This window comes from Dokdonia sinensis, from assembly GCF_003688895.1.
In the GTDB taxonomy this organism is placed as follows: domain Bacteria; phylum Bacteroidota; class Bacteroidia; order Flavobacteriales; family Flavobacteriaceae; genus Dokdonia; species Dokdonia sinensis.
On the sequence record NZ_REFV01000008.1, the window covers coordinates 1 to 14,712 of the forward strand.

The following is a 14,712-nucleotide window of genomic DNA, read 5'->3' on the forward strand; positions in this document are numbered from 1 at the left end:
TGTTCATTTTCTTTGAGAGCTTTGATAATCTGACTCTCACTAAATTTGCTGCTTTTCATAATGACAGTTTGAATTTAAAGTTAGTAAATTCGAATTAGTAACTGTCCTATTTATGGGGAAGTCTACAGGGGTACTTTTTGTCATAGTATACAGAAAGAGTCCGAATTGTATTTCGAACTTAGAGGCGTAAAGGACAAAATGACTCATAAAGATATTGGCTATTTTCTGCATCGTTTAGAAGGCTTGTACAGCTATAATGTTTTTAGTTACGAATCTTGGCTATGCCAAAGGGTTGTTATCACTTCAACTCACGGAAAGAAAATGGATATGCCCAACTATTATAAAAAATATATTAGAGAGTATAAAGATGTGTATGATGCTCCTCCTCATATAGAAGAAATTGATAAGCTTTTCAATCAAATTGGCATAAGTTAATCCACAATTATGCCTGCTAAATATTTCCAATTCCAAATTGCAATGATGGCTTAACCTCTCAAATCACTACATACCAACATTTTAGATATTTAAAATATTTTAAAGTTCTCTATTTCAATTCCACTTGCAATCTCTGTTCTCATCGGAAATTGCAACTATGAAATTAATTATAACAAGTAAGGAGGATCTCGAAGATTTAGTACAGACCTCTTTAAACGATGCACTGGGTCAGTTTTACAAGAATAGAGCTAATCAGAAGAAAAAATCAAAGAACCTCACAGTTAAAGAATCAGCTGCGCTTCTTAAAGTTTCTGAAATAACTATTCGGAATTATATTAAGAAAGGTCTTATCTCGGCTGAAAAGATTGGGTCACGAATCATAATAAATCGTGAGAAACTCGAAAATACCTTAAAAGAAGTCAAATCTTTAAAATATAAAAGATGAGGCGGTCCAAAAGTGCTTATCCTTTCATTGAGAATGAACTAGATAAAATATCTATCCAAGTACATAGAAGTCTTGAAATAGAGAATCACAACAAATCGGCTCAACGCATTCTTTGCGAGGTTGCAGATGGATTGCAATCGGTAATTAACTTTTTAATTAATAATCCTTCCTTAAGTCTTGCTGAATTAGGGCTTGCAATCAATTCTCTTTATATGGCAGACCGCACCGTTGAAGCAATAGATGTACGCATACAATTGCAAGATAATCCCATACCCACTCGCATAAGCAGATTAACCTTTAAAACATTTACTTATGGAGTATCTTAGAATAGGCACAGAATACTATAAAAAGGTTGAAAAGCCAACAGCATCTGGAAACGTTGCAACCGTTATGCTACCTTGGAAAAAACAAACAATCCTTGACGACCACGATAAGGACTATTTACTTGCAATTCCAAAGTATGAAGGTTTTGGAGTTTACCCATCGCATATCAATTACGTCCAGGTTAAACAAGGGTTCTATAATAAGTACAAAAAGCTTTCTCATTCCGAAACACCCATTGCAACGAGTATTGCAACAAACATTGCAATGGAGCAAACATTTGTTGCAACCGTTAAATTTCTTGAGCACATCTTTGGGAATCATTATTTACTAGGTATGGACTACCTAACAATCCTTTACCAAAAGCCATTGCAAATCTTACCAATTCTTTGCCTTGTAAGCAGTGAACGTAATACGGGAAAAACAACCTTTCTCAATTGGCTTAAGCTACTGTTTGAAGAAAATATGACCATAAATAAGAATGAAGATTTTCGTAGTAGGTTCAATTCTGATTGGTCTGAAAAATTAATTATTGCAATTGATGAAGTTTTACTTGACAAAAAAGAGGATAGTGAAAGAATTAAGAATCTCTCAACTGCTGCAAATTTCAAAACGGAATCGAAAGGTAAAGACAAAGTTGAATCTGATTTTTTTGGGAAGTTTATTCTTTGCTCTAATAATGAAGATAATTTTATTCTCATCGACAAGCAAGAAATACGCTATTGGGTGATTAAGGTTAATCCTCTTGAAAACTCAGACCCTAATCTATTTAAAAAACTAGCCTTAGAAGTTACCCATTTCGCAAGCTATTTAAGAAATCGCATCATAAGCACGCCAAAAATGTCGAGGATGTGGTTCACAAAAGAACAGATTCATACAGAAGCTTTAAACAAATTAGTTCAGGGTACAAAGTATTATGCAGAAAGGGAATTAAAGGCTTTACTGCTTGAAATGCTTGATGATTTTGAAACAGATGTTATCTGTCTCACGGTTAAGGAAATTCTTGAGCTTTGCCAGTACTTTAAATACAAAATCAGTCGCACTGAAATTAATAGAATTATGCAGTCTTGGAGTTTAGAAAGTACAAATAGCAGCTATAGGTATTTTTACAAATCAATAAATCCAGCAGATAATGAGTGGCAAGTAAGCTCCACTACAAGAAAGGGAAGGTTTTATACTTTTGAGAAGAAATACTTGGAAAATTGTTGATATGTTGATAATACTTTCGAACTCACTATACTAAGTAATTTAGCCATCAACGGATAATCAACAAATTGGAAATTAAAATTTGTTGATTATCTGTTGAATGGTCTCTGGTAGTAATAGGCATTCTAGAGGTATGATTTCAACAAACAACATCAAAATAGAATTTAGGAATCAAACAAGCAACTTGCTTCTTTTTTTAATAATGATTTGATTGAAGTATTATATTTTTTTAAAATGAATAGTAGCGAATAAAGTTCTAAGTATCCGTATTTAATCTTACTCTCAAAAGAGCTATTAATAACCTTTAATTCTGAATATGCAGTAAGAAGCTTATTGAGATCGGAAGGTTTAATGTAGTCATAATTAATATATTCAGAATAACTTACTATTCCATTAGTCATCAATAAGTCCAATCTCTCATAATCTCCATTAGTAAATCTTTTAGCTATCTCTCCTTTACTAAATGCTTCAAAAGAATTCCCTTTAGGTTCATCTTGCCAAAATTTGAGAATCATATATGATTCAGAGAACGTGAACACTCGTCTATTTTGTAGTCCAAGGTTTTGTAAATGAGCATTAAAATATTTATTGAAAGTTCCTCGATCCTTTAACCCCGTCAATTCACGAAGCACTTTTTTAGGTAGTATTTTCTGATTTTCCGTGCTTTTAAATATTACACCCAGCAAATACTCATCAGTATATACATCAGCATCAAATTTGAGAGTATTATGCGATATATGATTTGTAAAATAAAAGAAGTAAAGAAGCTTACGATTAAAAGTTTCAATTTTCGAACAAAAAAATACAGCTAAAATAAATTCTGCATTAATCTCATTATTCGCTTTAAAACGATATGGGTTAATTGCTTCAATTTCCAATAGTACTCGATTTAAAAAGTCTCATTCAAGAATTGCTTAAATGAGACTTTTGAATAAGTTCTTAATTTTCTTCCCTTGAATTATGATATTCATCATTGTTAGGATTCAGTTGATTTGAGTGGTTATCCAAATCGTCTTGTGTGTACTCATAATCTTTGCTTAAGGACATAATTTTTATTTTTAATGAATTATATAGCTCAAATTTAATCTCACAAAGTTTTCCTACCATAGAAATTTTCTACGTTAGCAAAAAACAGCTATTGTATACTTTCAGTAATGCTCGTGAGTTTTAGATTACTATCCCAGAAAGTAAGAAGTTTGAGATCATATGTAGTATACTGTTCTTCTTCTGTCTTCTTTGACTTGAATAGCATAGTATAAGATGCATAGTAGCCCTTTTTATCTTCAACCACGATCAATGAGTTCCAGTCAACCTCTGAAATACGATATGGATATGTCTTATTGTATTCTTTCGCCGCAGTAATAATTTCTCCTAGTGTCATATCCTTTTGCCCATACCAATTCACATTTTTTTTACTTAAAAAATTAGGAAGTCGCTCTATTTGACTTTTATCTGAGCTGCTGTAATAGGTAGATAAAGTTTTCACCAGTTTATCCTTAATGGGTTGACTAGAGATCGAAGGTTTCGTAAGTAAAAATACCGTTAAACTGAAAACAACAGCAGCGGCAATTATATAGAAAATATTATGAAATTTCCATTTAGCTTTTTGGGGCGCTACAAATTCTTTCTCTACTTTATCCTTTGATATCTCTTGATTATTATTGAACCGCTCATTATTTAATGCTTTATTAAAAGGTTGCAACTCCTTGCTAGGATATAATCCCTTGTCTATCTTATAAATGACCACTAACTCGGGAGACAATTTTCTATTAATTATTTTTTGCAAAGGAAAAAAGCTTACGTAGTCAGGATTAGAAGCTAATCCTCCATAACCGAAAGCTACGAACACAGGGCTCTCATTTTCTTGAATTGAAGGAAAGCTCTCAAACTGCTGTTCGCTCAACAGCTCATATTCATTCAGATATGGTTTAGTTCTATACTTAGCCTCAACATAGAAAACAAAGCCTGTCAAGAGGCACTTAAATTGAAAATCTGGTTTTAATGAAGCTTTGACATACCGTTCAGAATTCTGTTTGAAGTCACTAGTTTTATACAGCAACTCGTAATACTCAGAAGGAAATAGAATATGCTCTACGTAGTTTTCAAATTGAGCGCCTTTTTCCCACGAGTCTTGTCGGTAATTACTTGTCATAAATTCAAAATTGATTTGGGATCAGTTTTTATGTAAATATATTGATTCAAATAGACACCATTCCGACTAAAATTGAATAAGTTGCCCTTAGGCTTGGCCATTCGATTATTCAGGACCATTCTCGAAAGAAAACTTTCTCATATAATTTTTCAAGATTATCATATGATGTCTCAACTGTCGCTTTATCTCTGGCGCCTCCATAATGTCAGAAGCGCGATATGCATACTTAATAAAGTTTCCTCTGTATTTTCGGGTAAATTTTTTATTTACAAGCTTGCCGTCTTGAAATATTGTTTTTGAAGCTGGCAATTCTCTAGATTGTATACCCCTAAAGCTATACAATCTATAAATCTTTCGCTTATAAATTATTGAATCATCTGTAAGATACTTCTGTTGGACAGTTTCTATTCGCTTCGCTTTTATAGCCATACTCTGTTTCATTTCACGATAGAAACGGGATAAATTGGCAGCCTTAATTAAGGTCTTATAACCATAGAAATCAAAACCGAGATATTGCAAATATGAGTTAGGAACTAAACCGCCATTTTCGATTTTATAACAAGACAACCGACTGTCCACAAACTTGAATTGAAATTTTTCTGTTTTTGATGGCGAAATCGAAAGTGCTATTTTTTTAATCTCAGTGAGTACAAATTGCTCTACATCGTCCACATCTTTCGTATTACATATAACAACAAGATCATCTGAGTAGCGCCTATAGTAGCAACCTTTTATTTGTACCAAATTTTCTATTACACTTTCATCAAACGGCAACATATACAAATTTGCCAACATTGCACTTATTGGCAACCCTTGTGGGATTCCAGATATTTTCTTACTACCTACACTTTGATTTTTGTAAACTTGAATTCCAGAATCTTCGAAGTCTTTATAATCATTAAAGAATTGAAACTTACCTTGATTTTTAAGGTGTGCAATTTTTTTTTCATCGAGATGACCTTTCCGTCTTTTGCGTAAATCATCATAATAGAAATAGCTATAATTCGTAATTGATTTAAAAACGGAGTAGTGATCCTCAGGCAAAGTCTTCGTACCCAAAATCTTTGACCATATCTTTTTGAGCTGACTGTGGTCTAGGGTTGGGAAAAAGTTCTCAATATCCAGCGCTAATACTGCACATTCTCCTCGATCTTTAACTTCATCGAATACCTCTTTTGCAAAATCAACATTATATTTGAAACGAACTTCATCCTCACTATCAATCTGCCTATAAGCAGTTACACAATTATTTAGGAGTGCATTGTTCTTTAAATACGCTTCATATTTTGGCTGAATAATTTTTTGAGAATAATAAGAGTATATATTAGAATCAATGTGTGTTGCGTACATTATAGGGCGAACTTTTGCATTGGAAACTAAATTACCTTTATCATCTACGCTTTTGTGTGAGCGCCTACCTAAATCTTTAGAGTATTTATAACGCCTAGTAGTTGTTTGTCTGAGTATGAACGGCGAAAACCTATGCTTTACAACATTTTTTGTTGATTTAATATATTTCTCCGCAGCTAGACGATCTACTTTTGATATTCTATTAGTTAAATGAAGGTAACCCCTATCTTTAAACCAATCTTTATGTTCTGTTGATGGATTATTCATAAAATAAAAGGAAGCTCCCAAAGCTAGTTTCCTAAAAATGCATAACACTAAATAATAGTCGCACCACTAACCGAATTCTCGGTTCACTTTTCGTCTTTACGGTTCTAAGATTAATTCTATTTATATTAACTCAAATAATAATTGCCTATATGAAGTACACAAATACCTCTAATGTAACAAATGCTATATTAAGTCGTCTAACAGATTTAGAGTTCTTAGTCAATTGCCTAGAAAGAATGAGTTGCATCGATGCAAGTTATTCTTTCGAAAGTGCAAGTAAATCAATCTACGTATTTATTCTCCCTCAAAATTAATTAAGGTCTGATTGATTGGACTTTTAAGTCCTAAGGTGCAATAGATGTCATTTTTAAATGTAAAGAGCTTCCTTAAAAACAAATTTAGATTATTAATTATCAACTGGAGGAGAAGAAACCAAACTTCTATATATTCTGCTATCATCAGTAAAAAATTCTGACGGCATAAACTCTTCTGAATACTTCTCTTGATATGAATTATACCATATAACTTTATAAAGATCTTTAGAGCATTGCCGTATTAATTTACCACTTTTACCATCGTATTGATTCCCTTTATCATTTCTCATAAAACCGCTGAGCAAAAAAGCTGGTGATGTGTGAGTCATTAAGCTTTTATTTGAGGAAACAGCGGATATTCCGGCACTTTTAAAAGTCTTTCTTTTTTCTAATTTATACGTTTTAAAAAAAATCCTTTTACCATATTGATAATTACAAATATTATAATCTAAAGTTTCATCTATTAATTTCTGGTGCAATTCCGACCCATTATCTTTTGCTTTATGAAACAATAGTTCTTCAAATGACAAAAGAAGCTCTTGATAAACATATTTATCCTCAAAAATCAAACGATGTTGATTAAAATAAGTACATAAGTATTTCACATTATCAGCTATCTGACTCCCCTCCATCTCTTTGCTGTACATCTCCTTTTTTCTTTCTATGTGTATCTCTTTAATGCACATTAGAGGCGGTATGTGACTTACAAAAGAATCAATTTCTCCTTTCGGTTGAAAGGCCATAGGATGAGATTTAAGTGTTACGATATCCCCAATTTTAAATTTTATAGTTGGCATATTTAATTTTTTTATTAGAAAAAAGATTCATCAAGATTAATATCTTCATCCTTCCATATAACAGGTAATTCAAAATTATAGTACTCTTTTAATACGGCATTCAAATAGTTGATAATATATTTAGAAGCTTCTTCTATATTCATAGGTGCTTTAGAATATTTTTTGCCACCAGCATATTTTGACCCGTGTCTTGCATCATAACCTCCGATCGACTTATTGTTCGCGGTCGCTTGAAATCTACCAAAGTCTTCATTAGACCTGAAATTTCTATCTCGACTACCCTTTGCCTTAACAAATGCGATGAGCTCATCATTGATCCGTGATATATTAGCCAAATTCCATCCTGACCCAGCATAAATTAAAATATCTCTAAAGAATCCAGGCTTAAAAGCTGCATTTATCACTCCATTATTATCATAACTACACTCTTCTTGGTCTAACAAATCGTCAATTGAATTGAGATCTAAATTTACAGACTCAATTGTTTCTCTTTTATTGTCAATATATAACCCCCTAAGTGAGGGTGAGAAACCTTCGTGATTAGCATCGATCAAAATACTATAGCCTCGTAAGAGCAGTAAAATAAATTCACCTACGCGAACTATCTCAGAAAGACTATTTTTATCTCGAAAATGTTTGCTCATTAACAAGTAATTTAAAGGCATCTGATCATTATCTTCTATAATACTATAATGACCTTCTCCTAATATCCTAAAGGTTCCTGTCTTATTACCAGCCGGGGCTAATTCAAAGTACACCATCTTATTTATTATTTAATTAACTGAACTAAGATTTCTCAATAATTTTTATCTCCTCCTTACTAAGTCCATACAACTCATACACCTTTTGGTCGATTTCCTTTTCTGTGGTGGCTATTTGGGTTTGTAGTGCAACTGCCTTTTTCTTGTTTTCTTCAAAAAGTTCCATCCACTCAAACTCATCTTTTTTGTTAAGCGTAGCGATTGGGTCAAGGTTGTCTTTGGTTCTTAATTTGTTGGTGGCTTTTACTGCCTTGTTGAGTTCTTTTATAAACTCTGAAAAATTTAAATCATACCAACTTTCGAGTTTTCTTTGAAGCCTGTTAAGTTGCAATGTGCCTTTAAAATAGTCTTGAAATCTATTTTCCAATATTTGAAGTTCACTAACATATTTTACAATGTTATCTGTCTCATCATTAAAATATGCTTCATTTTCAAACTGTGGAATGGGGATTTGTTCAAAATATTGTGGTTTTACTTCAATATACCCACCACTTCTTACTACACATATAGATTTAAGATACTCCCAAACTACTTTAGAATTTAGCACACATAATAATATTCGACTATCAGAAGGAATAAATACGGCAGGCGCATTAACGTAAGTGCCTTCCATATCTAAACAGAATTTGTTTGTGTTTTGAAGGTTTGGAAAGATGATTTTTGGCTTTTCAAACAAATCGTAATAAGCACAATTTCTTAACTCCCACCAGTAATCTCCTTGATCATAACGTTTTTTAGCGCGATCTATAAAAGGTAACAAGTGATTGAATATTTCAGGATGAGCTTTGGACAATGCATTTAATTTTTCATCTTCTGTTTCCAAATTTGAATATTCTTCGTTAGTCCACTTACTTTCGAAAAGGATTAGACTTTGTGTTGCGTCTTGTGTATTCCATTTTTTAATTTCTTTCCCTTCTAAAATTGGTTTTATATGTTCTGAATTTGGAAATGATTTTTGTGATATAAACGCATCATTCAAAGCAGTTTTCACTCCATAATAACACTTTCCGTATCTATCACGCACATTAGAAAAAGCATTTAATTTTTCGAATAGCAAGGATTTTTCTGCAGAAAGAAATGACCAAGAGTTGGCATCGAGACTTTCTTGTATCACATTGATAGCGTCGTGTACTTCAATATTGATGATACTTGCCTGTGAAGATTTTGGTATTTTGATAAATTTGAAAGTGTTATCGATTGGGGGATTTTTATCAAGAATAATAATCACTGGATACGTAGTTGCTCCACCAAATATCTGTACTTCAGTAAAATCGATGTATTCTTTAAAACGTGTTTGATTGTTTAAGTAATCTCGTAGTACTTTTCCTGCGGTTGTTTTGTCAAATGTGTTAGATATGTAGCCCATCAAACCATTTCTATTTATGATGTTTGAACCTAACTCGTAGAAATAAGCAAATAAGTCGCTTGCGGGATGAAATACTTTATAGTTCTTCTCAAAATAAGGGATAAAATCTGTGAGTAGCTCTGCTCTTACATAAGGTGGATTACCAATAATCACATCAAAACCACCATTTTCAAACACTTTCGCGAAAGCGGTCTCCCAATTAAAAGCTTTATCTCCTGCAACACTTTTATTATCAATCAAGCTATTACCACATTTTATATTGCTACTTAAATCATTGAGTTTACGTCGTGGTTGTGCGGTACGCAACCATAGGGATAGTTTTGCTATCTCCACACTTTCTTCATTGAGATCTACTCCGTAGATGTTGTTCTCCAGTATGGTATTTTCAATATCAGGAAATTGCAAACCACCACCCAACACACGTACTTTAAGCTCATCTATATAGCTGTGTTCTTTTATGAGAAAATCAAGTGCCTGGTTTAAGAATGCTCCAGAACCACAGGCAGGATCACAAATTGTAATTTGCAGTAACCACTCACGATAGGTGTCGAGAATGCTAACCAATTTTTCAATGGTTGTTTTATTACGGTTCTTACGCCCTTTAAAGTATTGCTCTTCATCAAAACCCAATTCTTGTTTCTTCTCATCACATAGCTTACCTACGGTATTTTCTACTATGTATTTGGTAACATATTTAGGCGTGTAGAATACTCCATCCTTTTTACGCTTACTGGTCTGTTTATCAAATTCGCCACCTTCAATCTCTGCATTTACGCTCTCAATCTCATTGAGTGAGTTTTCAAAAATGTGTCCCAGTATATTTACATCTACCTGACTTTCAAAATCGTAGTTGGATAATTTAAGTGTGAATTTATATAAGAGGTCGTTGTCTATTTCGAGTGCATCGAGTATGGCATCTGGTTTAAATAAACCACCGTTGTATGCGTAGATTTCAGCACGTTTCTCTGTACCCTTGCGCCCTATATCCAGAAAGTTAAAATAATGTTTAAAGAGACCATATAATGGACGTTCATCGCCAAAATCCCAATCATCTTTCCACTTGTTCAATATTTGTAACGTAGAGTTAGAAGGCAGTAACATTCTATCTTCTGCAAAGAAGATAAACAGAAAACGGTCTATGAGTTTTTGTGATTTTTGAAACAGCGTTAATTTGACATTTTTTTCAAGTCGTAGTATTTCATCTTGATTGTCGTTTTCGTTAGCATTTGTAGTACCATTTGCGAGTTTTGACTTAACCGTTTTAGAGTTCTTTTTTACAAGGTCACGGTATAGCTCTCGTTTAAAGATTGAATAATCTTTATAGAACGCTTTGGTAATTTCTTCTTCTTCTACAATGGATGCTTCTTTAATCTTTAGCGGTGTATTGTTGAGTACCTTATCAAGATGTAAACAGAAATAGAGTAGGTTAAACCGTTTTCGCGAAAGCGTAAACAAGTCAAATTCTTCAAACTCTGTAGCATCATTGATGTAAAAGCGCAGCTTTTCAAAGTTGGATGTTATTACGTACACACAGCCTTTTTGATTAGCCTTATAATCAAATGCCTGTCGCCTAATGCTCTCCAAGTCCTTTGTATTTGTTCCTTTTAACTCTATAACTCCTATGGCTGTACCGTCTTTAAGAATTGCGCCATCTGCCTTACGGGCGTTTTTCTCATTCTTAAATTCGGTAGTTAGGTTGGAATTAGGGTTTGGGAATAGTGTATAGCCCAGAATATTTACAAACAATTCGTTTAGAAACGTTGCTTGATACTGTTCTTCCTTTGCACTTTTAATATTCTCCTGTATCGTCTTGTTCCAGAAGTAGTTGCAGTATTTTTTATATGCTTTATCTACCGCTGCTTCATTAAGCAAAGCGAGATGTGATTTAAGTACTGAAGTTTGAAATAATGCCACTAAGTAGAGTTTGACACTAAAATAGAAATCTTTAGGTTAGAATGAATGAGGGTTTCCGTAATTCAAACAAAATATTTCAACAGCGATTAAAAAGTATCAACAATAATATGCCCCTATTTATGCCCCCATAAATAAAAAAGCCCACCATCATTACGATAGCGAGCTTATCAGCAGAGAGGAAGGGATTCGAACCCTCGATACGCTTTTGGCGTATACACACTTTCCAGGCGTGCGCCTTCGACCACTCGGCCACCTCTCTATTTTTTACGCTTTCGCGAAAGCGTAACCTTAAATCTTTTTAAGGAGTGCAAAAATATGAAAATTTATCTGCTAGTAGTGATGATACTACAATTATGTGAGTTCACCTCGCAGGGAGGTTTCAAATACCGTCTTAAATGTTTTTGGACCCACTTCTTGCCCCAGCAAATACATCATTTTAGTAATAGCCGCTTCTGTAGTACAGTCTGCCCCGCTTATAACGCCTGCTTTCTTTAACCCAATGCTAGTTTCATAATTCCCCATCTGCACGCTACCTCCATTGCATTGCGTTATATTAACTACAGGAATGTCACGCTTTACTGTTTTTTTAATGAGTTGAATAAACCACTCGTCTGTAGTTGTGTTACCAGCACCATAGGTTTCCAATATTACGCCACGCAATTCTCCAAAAGAAAGTAGGTGCGCAACAGTCGCCTCAGTAATTCCAGGGTACATCTTAAGAACAACGATATCACTTACCATATTCTTATGAATTTTAAGCTGTCGTCTCGATGGTCGCAATAATAGCTCCTCGTTAATACTGAGGTTGACCCCAGAGGTAAGAAGCGGTGGGTAGTTAGGAGAATCAAAAGCTTCAAAATGTTCTGCACTTACTTTTGTACTTCGGTTAGCACGGTAGAGCTTATATTCAAAATAAAGAGCTACTTCTTGTATGACAGGTCTACTGCGCTTACGCAAGGCAGCAAGTTGTACTGCTGTAATTAGATTTTCTTTTGCATCTGTGCGTAAATCACCTATGGGTAATTGAGAGCCCGTAAGAATGATAGGTTTTGTGAGATTCTCAAACATAAAGCTTAGAGCACTACCAGTATAGCTCATCGTGTCACTACCGTGAAGTACTACAAAACCATCGTAGTTTTCATAATCTTTTTCTATGAAATTACAAATTTCTACCCAATGAGTAGGACTCATATTGGACGAATCAATGGGCTCCTCAAAAGAAACCGTACTTATGTTACACTCCAGCAAGCGCAGTTCGGGAATTTTTAGAAGCAATTCATTAAAGTCAAAAGACTTGAGCGCACCTGTCTCAAAATCCTTTATCATACCGATGGTTCCTCCCGTATAAATGAGAAGAATGTTAGGACAATAGCTCATGACTTGCGTTGATTTATTACTGGATTTGCATACATAAGCAAGAAACTGTCTACCTCTAACTGTATACTTGCATCTACACGACGCTCGATACGTCGCTCAAACTGACGCTTATCCTTAATAGTATACTGAGTAGCATACTCATCTGTTTTGTGATAAAGATCATAAGCTACGTAATTGGATGGCCAGAGTTTATAATTTCTATAAATATTGCGATCTATTTCTTGTGCAAAGCGCTGTAGTTTATCATTATCGCTTTGTTCTTCATTTTCTATGCGATCATATATATCTTGAGATAATTTTTCGCAGGCTATTTCAATATGTTTTTTATTTCCGAGCGCACCTTTCAGTATACTATTGAAATCCTCATTTGCAGTTTTCACATAAGGCAGGTTTTCCTCCTTTGCCACGATCTCAGGAATTTTCAATGTATCTGTGGGGTCATATTCATATGATATCGCCACTGGAACGATGTTCAGATTTTTGAGATATTCCATCATAGGAACGTCTCCCTTTGCCATTGTAATCATCTTAAGCACACCTTGCTGCGTTACATCGGATCCATTTTTTGTACGTCCTTCACGTTGAGCAACCCATACAGAACGCCCTTGTTCTTGTAGATATCCCATATACTCAGAAAGCAATTTTGAACTCCGTAATAATTCTCGAGGTGATGTGCTGCGCTGTACTAAGAAATTACGGTTAAGTTTAGAAAGTGCCATTAAGAAATCTTTCTGGACAAGATTATCTCCTATCGCGCTTGCCGTGGAAATAAGTCCATTATCTAACAATGCGATATTGAGTAACGAAGTATCTAGAACGATATCCCTATGGTTTGAGATGTATAAATAGGTTTTATCCTCTTTTAAAGTGTCAAAACCTCTGGTTGAAAAGCCTTCGGAGCTTTTCTCGAGGAGATTTTGAACAGACTTATAGATAACCTTGGTCTGGAAATCATATATAGAATGGCAGTCCGCAAGAACATCCTGTATCTCTTCTGGAGATTTTTCTGGGAAGGTAAACTGCAACAGCACCTTAAACATAGGGTGTTGTGCGTGATGCTTTAAGGCTTCATTTACCTCATCATCGTTATAGGGTCGTATTTCTTCAAATTTTGTCAAGGCCAGTAGGGGTTGTTTAATGTGGTAAAAGAACAAAATAAATACCGCATCTCAATCACTTTGTGAGGGACAAACAATTATCTCAAGAAAACAGCGTCGGCGTTTTGAGAAGTTATTCTTGCTATTTCTTCTAAAGTACACTTGTAAATTGTAGCAAGCTTTTCTGCAACGAGCTTCAAGTAAGCACTTTCATTACGCTTTCCGCGAAAAGGTACAGGGCTTAAATAAGGAGCATCGGTCTCTAAAACGATATGCTTTAGATCTATATCTGCAAGAAATTGGTCTATTTTACCATTCTTAAAAGTGGCAACCCCGCCTATTCCCAGCTTGAGATTGTTGCCTATGGCTCGTTCTGCCTGTTCTTTCGTTCCAGTAAAACAATGAAATATCCCGAAAAGGTCATCGCCCTTCTCACTTTCGAGCACCTCGAAAACTTCGTCAAAAGCGTCTCTGCAGTGAATAACGATGGGAAGTTTGAACTTCTTAGCAAGTTGAATTTGAGTTCTAAAAGCATCCTGTTGTATGGTAAGTGTAGTTTTATCCCAGTACAAATCAATACCTATCTCACCTACTGCATAGAACGTACGCTTTTCCAGTTCCTCTTGTACATGCTTAAGTTCATCTTTATAGTTCTTCTTTACGTGGGTAGGATGCAGTCCCATCATTAAGAAAACATTGTCAGGATAGGCTTTTTCCAGCGCATACATACGCGCTGTATACTCAGAGTCTATCGCAGGAATAAAAAATCGAGAGATTCCATCATCCAGCGCCCTGTGAATCATCGCATCACGATCTTCGTCAAAGGCTTCACTATATAAATGGGTATGTGTATCTGTAAAATTCATTGTGCAAAAATAGCACTCCAAATAATTACAGCCACAGGAGTTCT

Annotated in this window: 13 protein-coding genes and 1 tRNA gene; 4 read left to right on the forward strand and 10 right to left on the reverse strand. The window is 34.5% G+C overall.

The window, feature by feature from the left end; genetic code table 11:
* Positions 1 to 198: 198 nt before the first annotated feature.
* The 4 genes from EAX61_RS09220 (at position 199) to EAX61_RS09235 (ending at position 2,410) form a co-directional block, all read left to right on the forward strand.
* On the forward strand, positions 199 to 435 hold the full coding sequence (locus tag EAX61_RS09220) for a hypothetical protein (protein ID WP_121917403.1): 237 nt from the start codon (positions 199 to 201) through the stop codon (positions 433 to 435).
* 157 nt (positions 436 to 592) lie between these two features.
* Positions 593 to 880 carry a helix-turn-helix domain-containing protein gene (locus EAX61_RS09225; protein ID WP_121917404.1) on the forward strand — a complete coding sequence of 96 codons (288 nt, stop codon included), beginning with the start codon at positions 593 to 595 and terminating at the stop codon, positions 878 to 880.
* Positions 877 to 1,206, forward strand: a complete 330-nt coding sequence (locus EAX61_RS09230; RefSeq protein WP_121917405.1) for a hypothetical protein — start codon at positions 877 to 879, stop codon at positions 1,204 to 1,206. The genes EAX61_RS09225 and EAX61_RS09230 overlap by 4 nt, the downstream gene beginning before the upstream one ends.
* Positions 1,193 to 2,410: a primase-helicase family protein gene (locus EAX61_RS09235; protein ID WP_121917406.1), complete on the forward strand. Its 1,218-nt coding sequence runs from the start codon at positions 1,193 to 1,195 to the stop codon at positions 2,408 to 2,410. Before EAX61_RS09230 ends, EAX61_RS09235 begins: the two co-directional genes overlap by 14 nt.
* A gap of 161 nt (positions 2,411 to 2,571) precedes the next feature.
* Here the strand turns inward: EAX61_RS09235 and EAX61_RS09240 are convergent, their stop codons facing one another.
* The 10 genes from EAX61_RS09240 to EAX61_RS09285 form a co-directional block, all read right to left on the reverse strand.
* Positions 2,572 to 3,285 carry a hypothetical protein gene (locus EAX61_RS09240; protein WP_121917407.1) on the reverse strand — a complete coding sequence of 238 codons (714 nt, stop codon included), beginning with the start codon at positions 3,283 to 3,285 and terminating at the stop codon, positions 2,572 to 2,574.
* Positions 3,286 to 3,542: 257 nt separating this feature from the next.
* Positions 3,543 to 4,559, reverse strand: a complete 1,017-nt coding sequence (locus EAX61_RS09245; RefSeq protein WP_121917408.1) for a hypothetical protein — start codon at positions 4,557 to 4,559, stop codon at positions 3,543 to 3,545.
* 105 nt (positions 4,560 to 4,664) lie between these two features.
* A complete protein-coding gene (locus EAX61_RS09250; protein WP_121917409.1) occupies positions 4,665 to 6,176 on the reverse strand; it encodes a reverse transcriptase domain-containing protein in 1,512 nt (503 codons plus the stop codon).
* A 406-nt stretch (positions 6,177 to 6,582) separates the two neighbouring features.
* Complete coding sequence (locus tag EAX61_RS09255; RefSeq protein ID WP_121917410.1) at positions 6,583 to 7,287, reverse strand: hypothetical protein; 705 nt, start codon at positions 7,285 to 7,287, stop codon at positions 6,583 to 6,585.
* 14 nt (positions 7,288 to 7,301) lie between these two features.
* A complete protein-coding gene (locus EAX61_RS09260) occupies positions 7,302 to 8,048 on the reverse strand; it encodes a hypothetical protein (RefSeq protein ID WP_121917411.1) in 747 nt (248 codons plus the stop codon).
* Positions 8,049 to 8,073: 25 nt separating this feature from the next.
* Positions 8,074 to 11,328, reverse strand: coding sequence for an Eco57I restriction-modification methylase domain-containing protein (locus EAX61_RS09265; protein ID WP_121917412.1), 3,255 nt, complete (start codon positions 11,326 to 11,328; stop codon positions 8,074 to 8,076).
* Between the two features lie 171 nt (positions 11,329 to 11,499).
* Positions 11,500 to 11,587: transfer RNA gene (locus EAX61_RS09270), tRNA-Ser, on the reverse strand.
* A 92-nt stretch (positions 11,588 to 11,679) separates the two neighbouring features.
* Positions 11,680 to 12,705, reverse strand: coding sequence for an asparaginase (locus EAX61_RS09275; protein WP_121917413.1), 1,026 nt, complete (start codon positions 12,703 to 12,705; stop codon positions 11,680 to 11,682).
* The gene (locus EAX61_RS09280; protein WP_121917534.1) at positions 12,702 to 13,823 is read right to left on the reverse strand and encodes a 1-acyl-sn-glycerol-3-phosphate acyltransferase; all 1,122 of its coding nucleotides are present in this window, start codon (positions 13,821 to 13,823) and stop codon (positions 12,702 to 12,704) included. The genes EAX61_RS09275 and EAX61_RS09280 overlap by 4 nt, the downstream gene beginning before the upstream one ends.
* A gap of 77 nt (positions 13,824 to 13,900) precedes the next feature.
* Positions 13,901 to 14,668, reverse strand: a complete 768-nt coding sequence (locus EAX61_RS09285) for a TatD family hydrolase (protein ID WP_121917414.1) — start codon at positions 14,666 to 14,668, stop codon at positions 13,901 to 13,903.
* Positions 14,669 to 14,712 lie beyond the last annotated feature (44 nt).